Annotated in this window: 18 protein-coding genes; 12 read left to right on the forward strand and 6 right to left on the reverse strand. The window is 67.8% G+C overall.

Going from position 1 to position 18156, the window contains the following annotated elements:
- Window positions 1–695: 695 nt before the first annotated feature.
- The 5 genes from CCS01_RS02990 to CCS01_RS03010 all read left to right on the forward strand — a co-directional run bounded on the left by CCS01_RS02990 (window position 696) and on the right by CCS01_RS03010 (window position 3510).
- Window positions 696–983 (forward strand): type II toxin-antitoxin system prevent-host-death family antitoxin, encoded by a 288-nt coding sequence (locus CCS01_RS02990; protein WP_104517346.1) that lies wholly within the window; start codon window positions 696–698, stop codon window positions 981–983.
- On the forward strand, window positions 949–1281 hold the full coding sequence (locus CCS01_RS02995) for a type II toxin-antitoxin system RelE/ParE family toxin (RefSeq protein WP_104517347.1): 333 nt from the start codon (window positions 949–951) through the stop codon (window positions 1279–1281). Before CCS01_RS02990 ends, CCS01_RS02995 begins: the two co-directional genes overlap by 35 nt.
- A 180-nt stretch (window positions 1282–1461) precedes the next feature.
- The gene (locus tag CCS01_RS03000) at window positions 1462–1821 is read left to right on the forward strand and encodes a hypothetical protein (RefSeq protein WP_104517348.1); all 360 of its coding nucleotides are present in this window, start codon (window positions 1462–1464) and stop codon (window positions 1819–1821) included.
- 14 nt (window positions 1822–1835) lie between these two features.
- Window positions 1836–2465: a type II toxin-antitoxin system VapC family toxin gene (locus CCS01_RS03005; RefSeq protein WP_146101543.1), complete on the forward strand. Its 630-nt coding sequence runs from the start codon at window positions 1836–1838 to the stop codon at window positions 2463–2465.
- Window positions 2466–2580: 115 nt separating this feature from the next.
- Window positions 2581–3510 (forward strand): glycosyltransferase family 9 protein, encoded by a 930-nt coding sequence (locus tag CCS01_RS03010; RefSeq protein ID WP_104517350.1) that lies wholly within the window; start codon window positions 2581–2583, stop codon window positions 3508–3510.
- Here the strand turns inward: CCS01_RS03010 and CCS01_RS03015 are convergent.
- A complete protein-coding gene (locus CCS01_RS03015; protein WP_104517351.1) occupies window positions 3441–4220 on the reverse strand; it encodes a shikimate kinase in 780 nt (259 codons plus the stop codon). The two genes, CCS01_RS03010 and CCS01_RS03015, sit on opposite strands and share 70 nt — an antisense overlap.
- An 83-nt stretch (window positions 4221–4303) precedes the next feature.
- On the opposite strand from CCS01_RS03015, the gene CCS01_RS03020 reads away from it, so the two are divergent.
- Entirely contained in the window at window positions 4304–4783 is a 480-nt protein-coding gene (locus CCS01_RS03020) for a MaoC family dehydratase (RefSeq protein ID WP_104517352.1), read from the forward strand.
- Between the two features lie 215 nt (window positions 4784–4998).
- Here the strand turns inward: CCS01_RS03020 and CCS01_RS03025 are convergent, their stop codons facing one another.
- Complete coding sequence (locus tag CCS01_RS03025) at window positions 4999–5916, reverse strand: enoyl-CoA hydratase/isomerase family protein (RefSeq protein WP_158258198.1); 918 nt, start codon at window positions 5914–5916, stop codon at window positions 4999–5001.
- A 38-nt stretch (window positions 5917–5954) separates the two neighbouring features.
- Between CCS01_RS03025 and CCS01_RS03030 the strand changes: the two genes are divergently transcribed.
- Window positions 5955–7289, forward strand: a complete 1335-nt coding sequence (locus tag CCS01_RS03030; RefSeq protein ID WP_158258199.1) for a hypothetical protein — start codon at window positions 5955–5957, stop codon at window positions 7287–7289.
- Between the two features lie 158 nt (window positions 7290–7447).
- On the opposite strand, the gene CCS01_RS03035 is transcribed toward CCS01_RS03030, so the two are convergent.
- Window positions 7448–8080, reverse strand: a complete 633-nt coding sequence (locus CCS01_RS03035) for an ArsR/SmtB family transcription factor (RefSeq protein ID WP_239991985.1) — start codon at window positions 8078–8080, stop codon at window positions 7448–7450.
- A gap of 131 nt (window positions 8081–8211) precedes the next feature.
- Here CCS01_RS03035 and CCS01_RS03040 point away from each other — a divergent pair, with 131 nt between their 5' ends.
- The 4 genes from CCS01_RS03040 to CCS01_RS03055 all read left to right on the forward strand — a co-directional run bounded on the left by CCS01_RS03040 (window position 8212) and on the right by CCS01_RS03055 (window position 12507).
- On the forward strand, window positions 8212–9282 hold the full coding sequence (locus CCS01_RS03040) for a sterol desaturase family protein (protein WP_104517370.1): 1071 nt from the start codon (window positions 8212–8214) through the stop codon (window positions 9280–9282).
- A gap of 197 nt (window positions 9283–9479) precedes the next feature.
- Window positions 9480–10637, forward strand: coding sequence for an SMP-30/gluconolactonase/LRE family protein (locus CCS01_RS03045; protein WP_158258200.1), 1158 nt, complete (start codon window positions 9480–9482; stop codon window positions 10635–10637).
- A gap of 376 nt (window positions 10638–11013) precedes the next feature.
- Window positions 11014–11661 (forward strand): glutathione S-transferase family protein, encoded by a 648-nt coding sequence (locus CCS01_RS03050; protein ID WP_104517357.1) that lies wholly within the window; start codon window positions 11014–11016, stop codon window positions 11659–11661.
- 12 nt (window positions 11662–11673) lie between these two features.
- Window positions 11674–12507, forward strand: coding sequence for a CmcJ/NvfI family oxidoreductase (locus CCS01_RS03055; RefSeq protein ID WP_104517358.1), 834 nt, complete (start codon window positions 11674–11676; stop codon window positions 12505–12507).
- 399 nt (window positions 12508–12906) lie between these two features.
- Here CCS01_RS03055 and CCS01_RS03060 read toward each other — a convergent pair whose 3' ends face one another.
- Window positions 12907–14073: an MFS transporter gene (locus tag CCS01_RS03060; protein WP_146101545.1), complete on the reverse strand. Its 1167-nt coding sequence runs from the start codon at window positions 14071–14073 to the stop codon at window positions 12907–12909.
- Window positions 14074–14329: 256 nt separating this feature from the next.
- On the opposite strand from CCS01_RS03060, the gene CCS01_RS03065 reads away from it, so the two are divergent.
- Window positions 14330–15184, forward strand: a complete 855-nt coding sequence (locus CCS01_RS03065; protein WP_104517360.1) for an alpha/beta hydrolase — start codon at window positions 14330–14332, stop codon at window positions 15182–15184.
- Here the strand turns inward: CCS01_RS03065 and CCS01_RS03070 are convergent.
- On the reverse strand, window positions 15181–16512 hold the full coding sequence (locus tag CCS01_RS03070) for an MFS transporter (RefSeq protein WP_158258201.1): 1332 nt from the start codon (window positions 16510–16512) through the stop codon (window positions 15181–15183). The two genes, CCS01_RS03065 and CCS01_RS03070, sit on opposite strands and share 4 nt — an antisense overlap.
- A gap of 149 nt (window positions 16513–16661) precedes the next feature.
- A complete protein-coding gene (locus tag CCS01_RS03075; protein WP_239991986.1) occupies window positions 16662–17795 on the reverse strand; it encodes a DNA topoisomerase IB in 1134 nt (377 codons plus the stop codon).
- Between the last annotated feature and the right edge of the window lie 361 nt (window positions 17796–18156).

Raw genomic sequence — 18156 nt, forward strand, 5'->3', positions numbered from 1 at the left:
ATCGGGGCGGCAGTCAGACGGGGCATGAAGGCTCCGGTGAATCAGGGCGAGGCGTGAGCCTGTGGCCTGCCATATTCAGGCCGCTCCTGACTCGCCAGAACGGCTCCTGACGGCGGCTGGTCACGGCGATTGCCGCCAGACTGTGGCAAACCAGACTCACCCGCGCCGGGCCACCCATCAACGGAGTCGCCACTTCCGGCGAGGTGTACTAGGACGTTTGCCTCCTTCCCGCCAGAGGCCTTCTCACGTACCCGAGAGGGGTGGTTTGCGCATGTTAGTCTGTCACTCGAGGGTCAAAGTGTGGGTCTTTCGGCCATCGCAAAAGTCTAGTCCGCGAGGCTCTGGATCGCCCAACTCTACTTCCAGACCCATGCGAAATGCTCCTCATAATCCAAGGCGAGCGCAGAATGGACACTTGGCGGGCAGACCCCTCAGCAACCCACCGGCCCGCTCGACCACCCGATCCGCGCCCACCGGGCGCCCGCATCACCCTTGCTTACGGCCGGGTGCCTGAGGGCGTGTTCGCGCACATGCCCAACCGCGGCGCAAACAATTGGAGATACAATATAAATACCGTTACAATGTGCGCATCGGGCAGCTGTACGAAGCCGACTCTACTCCGTCGGAAACGTTAGCCTTGCCAGATCCACCCGACACCAGTACCTTATTCGGTAACATCTCCCAGGCCCATCCCCATGGACATCACCAAAGACATCCAGCCAATGACCACCTTCCGCAACCACTCAGCGGAAATCATGCAGCACCTCCGGGACACCGGGCGCCCGGTGATCCTCACCGTCAATGGCAAAGCCGCCGCGGTCGTGCAGGACGCGGCAGCCTACCAGCGCCTGCTCGACCTGGCAGCGGAGGCGAGCGCCGCCGAAGGCATCCGGCAGGGGCTTGACGACCTGCACACCGGCCGCAGCCGATCGGCCCGCGCGGTGTTCGATGAAATCCGTGCCGATCATGGCATACCGCGTTGACCTGACCGAGCGGGCCGCCCGGGACCTCACACGCCTCTATCAGACCATCAACGCCGCGGACTCCACGCTGGCCCGCGCCTGGTTCAACGGGCTTGAAACGGTGATCCTGAGCCTCGACGAGCACCCGGCCAGGGGCGCGGCCGTTCCCGAAGACGACACGCTTCGCCAACTCCTCCATGGCCGCAAGGGACATCGCTACCGAATCATCTATGCGATTGATGAGACCAACCGCGTCGTCACGGTGCTGCACATCCGTCATGGCTCCCGCGACGCGTTCATGCCGGACGAGCCGGCCTAACCGGCAAGTCCGCTCTGTCCCGAACCTCGGGAAGACGATGAACGCCCCTTCCCCACGCTGCGCCGCCAACACGCTGTGGATCGGCCCATCGAAGCGGTTGCCGAAGCTCCCGTCCTCACGCCGCCCCGCGCTCTTCCCTGTCGGACAAAGCGGCACTATATGTCGGGCACGGAGACAGCCATGGCAACGACATCGCAGGTTGGAAAGGTGACAAAGAGCAGGCAGCAGCGCCCCGCCAAGGCGGCCAGGCGGTTGCCCGGGCAAGTCCCGGTCCTCTCACAGTCCCAGTCCGCCATCGACCGCGCTCTCGCCGAACTCGCCCGCGCCGGGAAGCTGACCGGCGCGAACTCGGAGAAGATCAGCGTCCGCATCGACCCCGGATTGATGCAGGCGGCGGCCGAGCGGCTTGGATTGCCGCACGACGCGATCACCCATGTCGTCAACGCGGCGCTGGCCCTGGCCGCCGCGCCCGACCCCTTCAAGACCTGGCTGCGGGAGACGACAGATCGCCTACCCAACGACTTCGAGCTGGCGGTCTAGCACAGGGCCGCGTCGTGCGTTCACCGGCGGCGGACGAGCCGTTGACTGCCTGCGAGGCGGCCCTTGCCCACGATCCCGGCGCCGTCCGGCGGCCGTTTCCCTACCGTGAAGACAAGGACCTGCCGTTCGACGTCACGGCCATGCCGCCCGATCGTCCGGTGATGCTGGACACGAACGTCTACATCGCACGGCTTCAGGGCAAGCTTCCGCCTGCCATTGCGGCGTTCGTCGAGGCCAGCGTTGTCATCCATTCCTCGGTGGCGCTGTCGGAGATTTCGATCTCCGCGGGCATCCTCGATCCATCGAACCCTGCGACCGAGGCGAACCGCGGCCCATTGCTGCGCCTTCTGCAAGCCATCAGGCTCTCGGACTGCCGCGCGCCCAGCCCCGCCGCCTGGGTTGAAGCCGGAACGCTGTCGGGCATCCTGGCGCGGGTGCAGCGTGGCCTGGCGAAATCCAGGAAGCAATTGTCGGCGGTGGAACAATGCTGCCAAAGGGGCCGCCGCCGGGAATTGCTGAACGATGCCCTGCTGTTCCTGTCCGCCCGTGAACAGGGCGCCATCCTGGTCAGCGCCAATATTTCCGATGTTGATGTCCTGCTGCGATTCCGTCCCGACGCCCGGGCGCTCCTGTTCCGCGCCTGACGGCTGCAGCGTCCGCGCGACATCTGGAGCGGTCATTCTGCATCAGGTCCTCGCCGCCTCCGTCCAACCGCGCCCCCTCCCCCAACCCGCCGCACGCTGCTAATCCCCCTCCAGAATGAAGATCCTGTTCGTCACCTCCAACCGCCTCGGCGACGCAGTCCTGTCCACCGGCCTGCTCGATCACCTGATCCGCGCCCACCCCGGCGCCCGCATCACCGTGGTCTGCGGCCCGGTGGCCGAGGGCGTGTTCGCGCGCATGCCCAACCGCGACCGCACCATCGTCCTGCGCAAGCTCCCCCGCGGCCGGCACTGGCTGCCCCTGTGGGCCGCCACCCTGCCCCATCTGTGGGACCTCGTCGTCGATATCCGCGGCTCGGCGCTGTCCTGGCTGGTGCCGACCCGCCGCCGCGCCGTGTTCCGCCGCACCGGCGGGCCGAAGATCGCCGAGCTTGCCGCCATCCTCGGCCTCTCCCCCCCGCCCGCGCCCGTCGCCTGGACCGCCTCGGCCGACCACCAGCGGATCGACGCACGCCTGCCGCCCGGCCGCCCCATCATCGCGCTGGCGCCGACGGCCAACTGGGCGCCGAAACTCTGGCCGGCGGACCGCTTCGCCGCCGCGTTCCGCCGCCTCGCCGGACCGGACACGCTGCCGGTGGTGCTCGGCGGCCCGGGCGAGGCGGAGCAGGCGATGGCGGCGCCGGTGCTGGCCGCCCTGCCGGAGGCGATCGACCTCGTCGGCCGCCTGACCCTGCCGGAGGCCGCCGCCTGCCTGCAGCGCGCCACCCTGTTCATCGGCAACGATTCCGGCCTGATGCACCTCGCCGCCGCCGCCGGCGCGCCGACCATCGGGCTGTTCGGGCCGACCGACGCGGCGACGTACGGGCCGGCGGGCCCCCGGGCGGTCGCGGTTGTCGCCGGCTCCATGGACGCCATCACGGTGGACCGGGTGGTCGCGGCGGCGCGGGCGCTGCTGGATCAGGCGCCGATGGCCGCCACCAGTTCCGCCAGCACCGCCGGCACGTCCCGCCGCGTCGTCTCGATCTGAATGTCCGCCAGGGCGTACAGCGCCGCCCGGCTGGCCAGGATCGCCCGCAGGTCGCCCATCGAGCGGGGATTGTTCCGCATCGGCCGCAGGTCGCCCTGTTCGATCACCCGCCGCATGTGCTCCTCGGGCGAGGCCTTGATCCACACGGTCAGGCAGGTCTCCAGCAGGCGGGCGAAGGTCCGCGTCTCCGCCACGATGCCGCCGCCCGCCGCCAGCACCGCGCAGGGATGGGTGGCGACCACGCGCTCCAGCACGCCGCGCTCCAGGTCGCGGAAGCCGCCCTGGCCGCGCAGTTCCATGATCTCGCCCAGGCTCATGCCGGCCTCGGCCTCGACCGCCTGGTCGAGTTCCACGAACGGCACGCCCAGGCGCGGCGCCAGCAGGCGGCCGAGCGTGGACTTGCCGGCCCCGCGCAACCCGATCAGCGCCACCCGGCCGCGGTAGCCGGGCAGCCGATCGGCGGGGCGGCGCGGGTGTTCGGTTTCCTCCTCCAGCAGCATGCGCAGATCGACGTGCAGCGCCTCGGCCAGCGCCCGCAGCAGCAGGATCGAGCCGTTGCCGGTGCCGGCCTCCACCGCCGCGATATAGCGCTCGGAGACACCCGACTGCGCCGCCAGGAAGCGCCGCGTCATGCCCCGGCGCGCCCGCATCAGCCGCAGCCGTTGCCCGAGGGCGTGAAGAAAGGCCTGGTCCTCGGCAGACTGGCTCATGCCCCTATCTCCATGGGGAGCATCGGTTGTCGTGCACTATATTGCATGTTAGCCGGGGCGGCAGCAACGGAGCGGCAGGAACAATGGCAGACGGATACGCGACTCTCCCGGTTGAGCGCTGGTTCGAGGACTACACCATCGGCGCAACCTATCTGTGCGGCTCGTTCACCGTGTCGCAGGACGAGATCATCGATTTTGCCACCCGTTACGATCCGCAGGTGATGCACACGGACCCTGTGCTGGCGGCGCAGGGCCCGTTCGGCGGGATCATCGCCAGCGGCTGGCACAGTATCGGGCTGGCCATGCGCCTGCTGGTGGAGAATTTCCTCCCGCACGACAACCTGCCCTCCCCGGGCATCGACGAACTGCGCTGGGTGCGGCCGGTGCGGCCGGGCGACACGCTGACGCTGCGGGCGACGGTGGCCGACGCGCGGCGGTCACGCTCGAAGCCCGACCGCGGCATGATCCACACGTTCCTGGAACTGGTGAACCAGGACAACGAGGTGGTCATGACCATGCGGCCGATGAACTTCGTGCGGGTGCGGACGCCCGGAGACGGCTGAGCGGCTCGGCGGCGCGAGGTCGTCTCCCCATCGTCATGGCCGGGCGGCAGTCCCGGCCATCCGCCCCCCGCCGTGGAAACGTGGATGGCCGGGACTGCCGCCCGGCCATGACGGAGAGGCAAGGGTCTGGCCGCCACGTTCTTCCCTGTTCGCCCAGGGCCTTCCCTGTTCGCCCAGGGCCTTCCCTGTTCGCCATGACGCTGGCAATTCCGGGCTCAATACTCGCCGCTGCGATACGCCTCGTCCAGCCGCCTGGCGTCGTCGTCGGACGGCTCCGGCCAGGGCTCACCGCGCCGGCGCAGCGTGCCAGTATAGTCCGGCGGGCGTTTCGCGTTGAAGGCGGCGCGGCCTTCCTCGGCGTCCATGGTGGTCTGCATCAGCAGCGAATTCATCAGGTTCTGCACGTGCCAGGCCTGGTCGTCCGGCAGGTTGCCGAAGCGGATGACGAACTCTTTCATCATGCGCACCGCGGCAGGCGGCAGAGTGACGATGTGGCGCGCCAGCGCCTCGGCGCGCGGCATCAGATCGGCATGCGGCACCACCTCGTTGACCAGGCCGACGCGCAACGCCTCCTGCGCGTCGAACGCCTCGTCGGTCAGCAGGATCTTCATGGCATCTGCATAGCGCAACTGGCGGACCAGCATCGCCGGCCCGGGGCCGTTGCCGATCCAGCCCTGGGACAGCAGGCCGAACTTGAAGCGGGCATGCTCGGCGCTGGCGATGCGGATGTCGGTCGAGGTCAGCAGCATGTACAGCCCGGCCCCGGCGGCCCAGCCGTTGATGGCGGCGATCACCGGCTTCCAGACGCGCGGGTAATGGTCGCCCATGCGGCCGTCGACGCCGGTCCGCTGCCCGTGCACCGTGCCCGCCAGCGGCCAGTAGATGCGCTGGGTGCGCAGGTATTCCCGCTCCTCGGCCGTCAGGTCCGGACGCGGCGCCAGGTTGTGCCCGCCGCAGAAATGCCGGTCGCCGGCGCCGGTGACGATGGCGCAGCGGATGTGCCGGTCCTCCCACAGGTCGATCCAGGCCTCCGAAATCGCGTCGGAGGTCGGCTTGTCGAGGATGTTGGCCTTGGCCGGATTGTTGAGGGTGATGGTGGCGACCCCGTCTCGTTTCACGTAGTCGATCGGCACGCTGGGGTCCTCCCGGATGTTGTTGATCGGCGCGGGCAGTGCATCAAGGACCGGCGCAGGTTGCAAGACCCGCACAGGTTGCATGCCGGCGGCGCGAACATGTCGATCCATCTGAAACCGGCGTTGTCGAAACGATAGCTGTCGTTTTTCAGTTGCTCCCTTCGGTGGAAAGCCGCAGCGTTCGTGCAGCGGCGGCTTGCCGCATGGCCCCTGCAATTTATTACTGCCCTGATGACATAACGCAAGAGACAGCAAGAGGAGTCGTAGAAAATCCGGACCGGATAAGGACGTTTCCAATGACATATTCCAGCGCGCAAGCATCGCTGCAGGAATTCAATGGTAGCCTGCCGCCACGCCACTGGCCGGGCTTCAGGCAAGGCTCCGGCGCCGGTCACCACGGATCGCCCGGAACGTGCTCCTGGTCCGACGACACGGTGCCGGCGTACCAGGCATCCGTTGCGCCAGCCGAGGACGACGAAAACCTTCCTGGCGCGAGCGGTGACGGCCTGGCCGGCACTGGCTTTCCGCTGTCCACGTCAGGCACCGGCCTGAACGGCTTCGCTGCCGCCGCTCTGCCGCAGGGCGGTGCCGGTTATGCAAGGTCCTGGGATCTGCTCTCCGGAGTCCCGGCATACCAGTGGTATCACGGCTGCGGGCCGACAGCCGCCGCCAGTGTCCTCGGCTATTATGACGTCCACGGCTATCCACAGTATTTCAACGCCCAGGGCTGGGATGCCGTCAGCCAGATGCAGGATGTCGAGGACCAGATCTCCAGCCCGGCCCACAACGTCAAATACGATCCCACGCCCGACGATGCGGCGCTTCCCGTGCCGCCGGAAACCAGCCTGGCGGATTTCCTGCACACGTCCGAGAATCCGCTTGGTTACGGATCAACCTATCTTTCCAACATGGCCCCGGGGATCGAGGCCTATGCCGCGATGCGCGGCGCCCCCGTGGTTGCCTGGAGCGAAGATGCAACCGCCTCGACCTGGACCGAGATTACCCAGCAGATCCTGGGTGACCATCCGATGATTTTCCTGGTTGACACGAATGGTGACGGCATCACCGATCACTTTGTCCCCGTGTTCGGGTTTGCCACCCGCCCGGACGGCAGCGATTGGTTTGCCGCCTATACCACATGGCACGAGAACGAAAGCGTCGATTGGTTCCAGTTCAAGCCGATGGCGGCCGGAAACGACTGGGGCGTCGGCTACGTGACCTTCGTCGATCCGGCAGGCACGGCCGGTGCCTCGTCCGCACCCGTCGGCAGCCCGGGTGCCTCGGCAGGCAAAGCCGCTTGTGCCAGCGGTTTCGTGGATCCGCAGACGGCTTCGGCAGGCTTGCCGGCCGTTGGCAATCACTGGCTGGCGTGATAACGCGCGCAACGATCGGCGGGTGTTTTTGGCTGCGCAGCGCCTTCGGCGGTGATCTTCGGCCTGACGATACTTCGGCCCGATCCAGACCAACAGGGCCGTCCCGGTAACGTCGCAGGCCGACGGCACCCACGTTCCTGTTCAGCAACGTCACGCCGCTATCCTGCCGCCGCGATCTCGATCGGGAGCCCGGCGGCCTTCCACTCCGGAAAGCCCTGATCGAAGCGCCGCGCCTGGAATCCCCGCGCGCGCAGCGCCGCCACCGCCTCGAACGACAGGACGCACCAGGGGCCGCGACAATACGCCACGATTTCCCGGCCGCGCGGCAGTTCGGACAGCCGTTGATCCAGGTGCCGCAACGGGATGTTCACGGCTCCCGGCAGGTGACCGAGGCCATATTCATCCTCGGGCCGCACATCCAGCAGCACCACGCTGCCGTCGCGCAGGCGTGCCAGCAGCGCGGGCGCAGCCACCGGCTCCATGTCGTCGCGGGCACCGAAATACGCGCCGGCGACACGCTGCACGGCGGCAACGGTATGCCCGGCGACGCTACGCAATCCGCTCAGCAAGCCGACGATCGCCGCTTCGGCGTCATCCGCCAGCCGGTACACCACGCGCTTGCCATCGCGCTGCGCACTGACCAGGCCGGCCCGGCGCAACTGCTGCAGATGCTGGGACGCGTTTGCCACGCTCAGGCCAACACGGTCCGCGAGCACCTCCACGCTGCGCGGCCCCTGCGCCAGCTGCTCGATCAGTGCGATCCGATGTTCATGGCTGAGCGCCTTGGCCACCTCGGCAAGCGCCTGGCGGACGGCGCCGGCGGCAGTACGGCTTGACACGGCTTCGCGCCTCATCGAAAATGTTTCAATTGATACATTGAATGTCGCGGTTGGATCGGTCAACCGCGTGGCGGGAGGCATTCATGCCGCACACCGTCATCCCGGCCGAGCCGATGATCCGGCTGGGTTGCTTCCTGGGCGTGCTGCTGCTGATGACCGCATGGGAAGCACTGGCGCCACGGCGGGACCGAACAGTGGGGCGCCTGCTCCGCTGGCCGAACAATCTCGGCCTTGTCGTGCTGGACACCATCATCGTGCGCCTGCTGTTCCCGCTCGCGGCGGTGGGCATGGCCTTTGCCGCCCGGGCGCATGGCTGGGGTTTGTTCAACCTTGTCCCCGTTCCGGCCTGGCTTGCCATTCCGGCCGCCCTGCTCCTGCTTGATCTGACGATCTACGTCCAGCACGTGGCTTTCCATGCCGTGCCGTGGCTCTGGCGCCTGCACCGCGTGCACCATGCGGATCTGGAATTCGATGTCACGACGGGCCTGCGTTTCCATCCCGGCGAGATCGTGCTGTCCATGCTCGTCAAGCTCGCGGCGGTCCTGGGGCTGGGCGCCGCTCCCGTGGCCGTGCTGGTGTTCGAGGTCGTGCTGAACGCCACCGCCATGTTCAACCATGGCAACGTGCGGCTGCCGTCCCGTCTCGATCGCGTGCTGCGCCTGGTCGTGCTCACGCCGGACATGCACCGCGTGCACCACTCGATCGATCAGCACGAAACCGATAGTAATTTCGGCTTCAACCAACCGTGGTGGGACCGCCTGTTCGGCACCTATCGGGCACAGCCGGCCCTGGGCCATGCGCGCATGGTCATCGGCATCGAACAGTTCCGCGACAAGCGCGAGTTGTGGCTGCCTCGCATGCTGATCCAGCCCTTGCGCGGCGCCTCCCGCAGCGTCATGGCCCCCGCCCGACGCGCGCTGATGATGGGATTGCGCGCGGGGCTTGTCCTCGTGCTGGTCATTGCCGCTTCCTGGCTGCTGCGGCACCGCGACGTCATCGCCCCCCGCCACCCGGGATCGGCGTTGGCGTACCGGAACGACTGTCGATGGCCGGGCCTTGAATCGGCCCGGAAGCCAAGCGAAACGGCCGGGTCACTTGTATGTGAAGCTGGTCTGCGTCACACCGGCCAGGGTGCACAATCCCAGCGTCCCTAGTTCATGGTGCCACGGTATGGCATAAGGACCAAGAAGCGGCGCCTAAGCGTCATCAGCAAAACAGCTCACGACTGTGTGCCTTTCCGCGAACGACTGGCCATATCTGCTGCCTTATTGCGCCGCACCACAGTGCCGGTGAGCCACAGGGGGAGAACGAAGCCATGAAACGGATCGCAGCGGTCCTCGGTTCGCTCGTTTTGGCCACGATCCTGATTCCGCGCGAGCCGCTGGCTCAGAATGAGCACGGTCGCAAAGTCCGTACCGTCGCCACATTCAGCGACGAACACGGCGTTGCCGGAGTGCCCGAGGGCATCACCACCGACGGCCAGGGGGGACTGTACGTCTCGCTGTTCCTGCTCAACGAGGTCTGGCAGCTCAACCCGTCGACCGGCGAGAAGAAAAAGATCGCGGCTGTGCCAGGCGGCGATCTCAAGGGCGACCTGATCGGACTGGAGCGCGATCCCACCGACGGCACGATCCTGGCAGCGTTCAAGCACCGAACGAAGGTCGACCTGTTCACGCCCGAACATCCGGACTGCCGCGACCCGACCGATACGGCGACCGGCGTTTACCGCCTCGATCCCAAAACCGGAGCAGTCAAGCCGTTCGTGACGCGCGGCATGGGTGTCGCGATCTGCTTCCCGGACGACATCGCGGTCGACTCGCACGGCAACGTCTATGTCACCGACCTGGAACTCGGCGCCATATGGAAGTTCGACCGCTCCGGCCACGGATACGTCTGGTCAGACGATCCGTTGCTTGGCTGGTCTGAACAGAGCGGGACCTGGAATTCCCGGGACAAGTCACCGGCCGGCTATATCGGCGTCAACGACATCGCCCTCAGCCCGGACGGCCGCTATCTCTTCGCCGGCACCGACGGCGGCCCCGGCGGCACGACCGGAAGCGGACTGCTGGTGCGCATTCCCATCCAGCCGGATGGCTCGGCCGGGAAGGCGGATCTGTTTGCCACCGGTCTCGGCGCCAACGACGGCATCGAGGTGGGCCCCGACGGAACGGTCTACTTCGCCGACACCGACAACGACGACATCTGGGCGTTCTCGCCGGATGGCAAGCGGCGCCTTCTGGTCGCCTCGCGCGGGCAGTTCGGCGATCCGCTGGACAACGCCACCAGCCTAGTCTTCCTCAACGGCTGCCTCTACAACACGGAACTTGGATTCTTCAAGCTGCAAAAGGGCAAGGCGAACGAGACGCTGCGGAGCGTGGTTGCGATCTGTGATATCGGCAATCCGGCAACCAAGGGGGCTTATACCCCGGCTCCGGTGCTGGAAGCGGCGCCGCCGACGCCGCGTCCGCCGGCGGCACGGCCGATCCATCCGATGTTCTCGACGGAATAGGCTGCGCCGGAGGGATCGTGGTCTGGTTGGAGGAGGACAGCCGGGCCGCTTCCTTCGGGCGGGGAGTGTTGGGAGTGGGGTGGTGCGTCCCTGGCGGCGGCATCATGGTTGATGGCGCATTTCTGTTCGCACAGAGACGAAGTTGAGGGCACTGGACGGTCACAGGGGATCAGGGGGACATTGCGCGGTACCGGGGCGCCAATGGGCCACGCTGGTGATGGCGGCGCGGTGATCCTTGGACAGGTTTGTGTCCGAACCGTCAACGATTTGTTCCCGGCCTGGCCGTTGAACTATGGACAATCCCCCCCATGCTCATGACGCCGCGGCATGTCTATGCCGTTGTAAATGATAAAAACCGAAACGGGGAGCCTGGGCCATGAAACTATATTGCGATCCGATTACCGTGAACTGCCGCAAGGTGCTTGCCGGACTGGACCTCATCGGCGCGGACTTCGAAAAGGTGCACGTTGACTACTTCACCGGTGAGCAGCGCTCGGACGAGTACCGGAAGATCAATCCCAACGCGGCGCTGCCGGCGCTCGTCGATGGCGACTTCGTGCTGTGGGAATCCAACGCCATCCTCGCCTATGCCGCCGACAAGGTCGGCAACCACGCGGTGTATCCGGCCGATCTGCGTGCCCGCGCCGACGTGAACCGCTGGCTGCTGTGGGAGGCCGCACACTGGTTCCCAAGCTGCTACGTCTTCCTGGTGGAGCACTGCGTGAAGCCGCTGCTGCAATCAGTGCCCGATCTCGCGGTCATCGAGGCGCAGCAGGACAACTTCCACAAGCTCGCCGGCATCCTGGACCAGCGGCTGGGGCAGACCCGCTGGCTGGCCGGCGACCATGTGACGATCGCCGACATCGCCGTCGCCGCGCCCGCCCATCTGCACCCGTACCAGAAGCTGCCGTTGCAGCCGTATCCGAACCTGCGGCGCTGGCTGGTCGAGCAGGTCGAGGCGCTGCCGTGCTGGGACCGCACCTATGTGGGTGAGGGTTTCACCACCGAACGCAAGGCTGCCTGAGAGAGAACATCCATGGACCAACCGACGCCTCCCGTGCCGGACCGCGTGCGCGGGACCATCAACTACACGGTCGACAACGGCATCCCGCCAGATTATTACTTCTACGAACCGGACCCGTCGGTGACGCTCAACCCGCCCGGCACCGACCTGCGGGAGGTCGAGATCCGCAACGGCTGGCCGGAAGTGGACCGCTTCGACCTCGACCGCGAGGGCTTCGTGCTGAAACCCTTCCCGGCCGGCTTCGGGCCGTTCGACGATGATGCCGCGATCAGGTCGGGCTTCTATCCGCAGGTCGAGGACTTCGTGAAGCGCAACACCGGGGCGCGGCGCGTGGTCATCTTCGACCATACCATCCGCCGGCGTCTGCCGGCCGATTTGAAGGTGCAGACCGAGGTGCAGCGGCCGGCGGTGCTGCTGGTGCACAGCGACTACACCGTCGCCTCCGGCCCACAGCGCGTGCGCGACCTGCTGCCGGAGGAAGCCGACGAGTTGCTGGGCCGCCGGGTCGCGTTCTACAACGTCTGGAAATCGCTGTACGAGGTGGTCGAGGAACTGCCGCTGGCGATGTGCGACGCCACCAGCCAGGGCGACGGCGACATGCTGCGGATGGAACTGAAGTATCGCGAGCGGACGGGCGAGATTTATGTGATGCGCCACGCGCCGCAGCACCGGTGGATCTACTTTCCCCACATGACGGCCGATCAGGCGCTGCTGTTCAAGACCTATGACAGCGAAACGGACGGGCGGGCGCGCTTCGTCGGCCACAGCGCCTTCGAGGACCCGAACACCCCGCCCAACGCGCGCAAGCGCGAGAGTATCGAGGTGCGGACGATGGCTTTCTTCTGAGCAGAAGGCGTTACTTTTCCGTCATGGCCGGGCGTGTCCCGGCGATCTGCGCTTCGACGACGCGGGGTGGATGGCCGAGACACGCCCTATCAGGTTCACAGATCATGGAAACAATTCCGCGGTTGCGCCGATAAAAGATGGTTGGACGCGCCGTCGCCCGATCTGGTGCTCCGATTGTATCGTAATGAGCCACAAAAACCCGACCTTGAAGACCATCGGACGATCGTTCGCACGATGTGTGAATTTGGTAGGGACACGCCCGGCCATGACGATAGGGAGAAGCCCTTGCTCCGCCACATGCCTGTCCTGATCGCAATGAAACCGTCCCCGGACAAGGTTGCCGGTTCCAGGGCCTGGGCGGCCTCCCTGAGAGCAACGGACGGTGTCATGCTGCCAGCCTCACCCCGCCGGCAACCGCAGCGGCAGCAGGAACAGCAGCGCCACCGCCGCGGCGGCGCCGCACAGCAGGAACACCGCCAGCGCCGGGAAAGCGGCGACCAGCGGGGCGGTGACCGTCGGCGCCGTCGCCTGCGCCACCAGCACCGGCACCGCCAGCCAGCCAAGCAGGCGCGCGTAGCCCTGCGGCCCGAACAGCGCCAGCGGCAGCGTGCCGCGGTTGATCGTCATGATGCCGTTGCTCATGCCGTACAGCACGGCGAACCCGACCGCCGCGCCGAAGCCGCCGTGCAGCAGCAGCAGGACTCCCAATGGGAACAGCAGCGCGGCCAGGCGCGCCCGCGCCAGCAGGTTGACGCGCGGCCCGACGCTCCAATCCAGGATGCGCCCCGCCACCTGGCCGGGGCCGATCAGCGCGGCGACGGTGACGGCCTGGGCAGTGCTCAGGCCGATGCCGGTGAACAGCGGCAACACCTGCACGGCAATGGCCGAGGTGATGAACCAGCGCAGCGCGAAGAACGCCGCCAGCAGCAGCACGGCGCGGGTATCCTCGGCCGAGCGGGGCGTGGCGGCGACGGGCGTGTCCTGGCGCGGCCGCGGCGGCGCCGGCGGCACCAGCAGCCAGACCATCGGCAGGTTCACCAGCAGCATCAGCCCGGCATAGGCGCACAGCAGGCCGCGCCAGCCCAGCGGGCCGATCAGCGCCGCGCCCAGGGTCCAGAACACGGTGCTGGCAAAGCCGGCCACCAGGGTGATGCCGGTGATCGTCTGGCCGGCCTCCTTCCCCAGCAGCCCGCCGACGGTGGCGAAGGCGGCATCGTACAGGCCCATCGCCATGCCCACGCCGATGATCGTCCAGCCGGCGAACCACAGCGCCAGGCCCGGCGCCGCCGCCAACACCCCCTGCCCCGCGGCCATCACCAGGATGCTGCCCAGCAGCGCGCCCCGGCCGCCATGGCGGTCGATCCAGGCGCCGACACGCGGAGCGCACAGCCCGGCCACCAGCAGTGCCCAGGAGAACGCACCCAGCACCGCGTAACCCGGCTGCCGCAGCGCCGCCGCCACCGGCTCGCCGATGATCGCCGGCAGGTAGAACGTCATCCCCCAGGACAGGGTCTGGTTGACCCCGAGGACAGCGCCAAGGCGGAAGCGCGGCACAGGTCTGGACATCGCCGCAGCATCCGGCCGATGCCGCCGGAAAACAACCGCGCCGCCGCGCCGCCGCGCCGAGGTCTTGTGCCGTGGTGCCGACAACCGCGACGGTCGTCCGCCGCCGGCGGAGGCCCGGGCACGCCGCCACCGGCGATTCCGCTACTTTGCCGGAACGGCCCACGTCGGTTGCCGCCGTGGACCCATTGGCCCGCAGGCGCGGTTGTCCCCGCCAACCGGCCGGTCCTACACTGGCGGAAACCAACGGGAGGCTGCCATGAGCGTTCAGTCCTGTGACTACACGGTTGCCGACTTCGCCTATATCGAGCACGCCGACGGGCCGCAGCGGCTGCGGCTGTTCATGCCGGTGGTGGCGCATGCCGTGCCCCTGGTCGTCGACGTGCACGGCGGCGCCTGGTGCAACGGCGACCTGAAGGACTGCGAGAGCCGCGACCTGGCCCTGGCGCGCGCCGGCTTCGCCGTGGCCGCGCTGAATTTCCGCCATGCCGGGCAGGGCTATCCGTCGTCCCTGGTCGATATCAACTACGCCGTCCGCTGGCTGAAGGCGCATGCCGGCAAGCTCGGGCTGCGCGCCGACAAGGTTGGCCTGTCGGGCCAGAGCAGCGGCGGCCACCTGGCGATGCTGGCGGCGATGCGGCCGGACGATCCGCGCTATGCGGCGGTCGCCTCGCCTGATGGAGCAGCGGTGGACGCATCGGTGCAGGCGGTGGTGATGCAGTGGCCGGTGATCAACCCGCTGTCGCGCTATCGCAACGTCCTGCGGCTGCGCCAGGCCGGCACGCCGCCATCCTGGGTCGGCGACCTGCCCGAGCGGCATGACCTGTACTGGAAGACCACCGCCGCGATGGAGGAAGGCAACCCGATGCTGATCCTGGAACGCGGGGAAAAGGCCGCGCTGCCGCCGGCCCTGTGGATCCAGGGCCGTCCCGACCCGGTGCATGACTACCGCGATCCGGAAGCCGGCTTCGACGGCAACGAGCCGGAACGGTTCGTCGCCGCGTATCGCCGCGCCGGCGGCATGATCGATCTGCTGTCGATCGACAATGCCACCCGCGCCGGGGCGGCGTCCGACCTGCCGACCGTGGCCTTCTTCCAGCGGCACCTGGCCTAATTTTCCCCCGCCCGCCAGCCACGCGCCAGATCGGCCAGGATCAGCGCCACCGGCAGCGCCGCGGCAATCCGGAACGTCGCCTGGAAGGCGGCGGTGAAGCCGATGCCGGCCGCCTGCAGCGACTGGAACACCAGCATCAGCACGGTCGCCCCGGTGACCGTGCCGATGGTGCGCGTCGCCATGCCCAGCGCGCCGGCGACACCGCGGTTGCGCGCCGGGATCACGGCCGTCACGATATCGAAATAGGCGACCTGGAACAGCCCAAGCCCGAAGCCCTGCACCAGCATCGACCCGGCCAGCAACGGAATGCCGGCCGGGGCGCCGGCCAGCGAGATGCCGCACAGTCCCGCCGCGCTGAGCGCGCAGCCCACCAGCGCGACGACGCGGGGCGGAATTCTGCCGGTCACCCGCCCCGCCACCGGCGCGGCAAGAACAATGCCCAGCGGCGACAGCCCCAGCAGCAGCCCTGCCTGCGGCAACGACAGGCCGGGGATCCGGCTCAGGTAGAACGGCGCCAGCAGCATGATCGCGAACGCCGCCACGTTGATCACCACGTTCATGACGTTGACCAGCGTGAAGCCGGCCCTGCCGAAGAAGGCGAAATCGATGATCGGCTGCGGCGCCCGGCGTTCCTGGCGATGGAACAGCACGAAGCTGGCCGCGGCGAGGACGGCGAACAGCACGGTCAGCAGTCCTGGCGGCCACAGCCGGTTCAGCGTCAGCAGCAGGAAGCTCAGCCCCGCGGCCAGCAGCACGCCGCCGGCGGTGTCGAACCTCTCGCGCTCGCCGCGCGGCTGCCGCGGCAGGGTCCAGGCCAGCAGGAACGCCACGAACGCCAGCGGCGCGCGGAAGCTGAACACCGCGCTCCAGCCGAAGCGGTCCACCAGCACGCCGAACACCGTCGGCCCCAGCGCGAAGCCGATGCCGAACATCATCATGTAGGTGCCCAGGATGCGGGTGCGCATCGCCTCGGGGAACAGGCTGGTCGCCAGCGCCGGCCCGCAGGACAGGATCAGCCCGGCGCCGATGCCCTGGAGGAACCGCGCCGCCAGCAAGGCGGCATACGACGGCGCCAGCGCGCAGGCGACGAAGGCGACGGCAATGACGCCAGTGCCGATCAGGAAGATGCGGCGGTAGCCCAGCATGTCGCCGGCGCGGCCGAAGGTCAGCATCAGCGCGGTCTGCGTCAGCACATAGGCGATGACGATCCACTGGATCATCGGTATCGGCAGGGCAAAATGCGCGACGATCGCCGGAAAGCCGATGTTGACCGCGGAATCGAGCGGCACCACCGAGGTGCCGAGCCCGACGATCAGCAAAGCTGCCATGGGAGACCTGGATACGGCCGAAACCGCCTGCCGTCCGGTTGCCTGCATTGGTTTCCTCGCCTGTTGCCAGTGAGGATATCGGTTTCCGCCGCGGTTGCCAGAGTCGGCCGCAACGCTGCCGGCCACGACGACCCCGGCGTGCGCCTGCCCTACCCCAGCCTGATCGGCTTGCCGTCCTCCGCCTGCTCGCCGAGCTGGTGCGCCAGGAAGGCGACCACCGCCGCTTCCTCGGCCTTCAGGCCGTGCCCCGGATCCGCCAGCTTTTCCGCCGTGCGCCGCTTCAGCGCGTCCAGCAGGCTGCCGTCCAGGTAGCCGTCGAAAATCGCCGGGTGGATGTAGCACTTGCGGCAGATCGCCGGCGTGTTGCCCAGCATCTTCGAGACGGACTCGACCGCCTGCACGACATTCCTCCTGGCTTTCGCCTGCGTATCGAACGCCTCCAGCCGCTGCAGCGCCAGGGCGGCGAGGTTGGTCGCGGCCCAGGTGCGGAAATCCTTGGCGGTGATCGCCTCGCCGCTGATCGCCTGGAGGTAGTCGTTGACGTCGTCGGAATCGACGCGGCGCGGCTGGCCGTCCTCATCGAGGTACTGGAACAGTTCCTGCGCCGGCAAATCCTGGCAGCGGCGCACGACGTTGGCGAGCTTCCGGTTCTTCAGGTCGATGTGGTGCTCCGTGCCGCTTTTGCCGCGGAAGTCGAAGCGGATGCTGGCGGCGCCCTCGACCTTGACGTGGCGGTTGCGCAGCGTGGTCAGGCCGAAGCTGCGGTTACTCCTGGCGTATTCCTCGTTGCCGACGCGGATCAGCGTGCTTTCCAGCAGGCGGACGATGGCGGCGAGGACCTTCTCGCGCGGCAGGCCCGATTTCGCCAGGTCCTTCTCCACCTGCGCGCGGATCGTTGGCAGGACTTTGCCGAACGTCAGCATCCTGCCGTACTTGGCTTCGTCGCGCACCTCCCGCCATTTCGGGTGGTAGCGGTACTGCTTGCGGCCGCGCGCATCCCGGCCGGTGGCCTGCAGGTGGCCGTTGGCATATGGACAGATCCAGACGTCCTGATAGGCCGGCGGAATGGCCAGCTTGCGGATGCGGGCGAGTTCGCCGGGGTCGGTGATGCGGCTGCCGTCGGGCGCGACATAATCGAACCCGTCCTTGTTGCGCGCGCGCCTGATGCCCTTGCCGCGGTCGGACACATAGCGCAGCTTTGCCGCCTTTGCGGCAGCCTTCAGCACCTCGGGCGAGAGCGTGCCGGTTGAGGACAGGTCTTCGACGGTTGCTTGCGACATCATCGAGACAATGTGGCGGGGCCGCCTCCGGTTCACGGTTGTCCCAGCTGTGATCGCCGCGCGTCGCCTGGCCGGCGATGCCGACAGCGTCAACGGAAACAGCGCCCGGCGCCGCGCGACAGCCCATCCCGGGGCGTACCGTCCCGTTGTCTTCGCGGCGGCAGGCCCACCATCCACGCCTTTGGCTGATCTCAGCACCGAAAGGCGTAGATGGTGGCACGTCCCCATGACGGGGCAGCAACGGGTAGATCGGTCCGGCTTCGCGCGAAGCGCAATGACCCAGCGCTTCGTGGGTCCTTCGCTTCCTCCTATAAAAACGCGGACCAGCAGGTGCGGTCGTCGCTCTATCGTCATGGCCGGGCGT

Source organism: Rhodopila globiformis (genome assembly GCF_002937115.1).
Lineage (GTDB): Bacteria > Pseudomonadota > Alphaproteobacteria > Acetobacterales > Acetobacteraceae > Rhodopila > Rhodopila globiformis.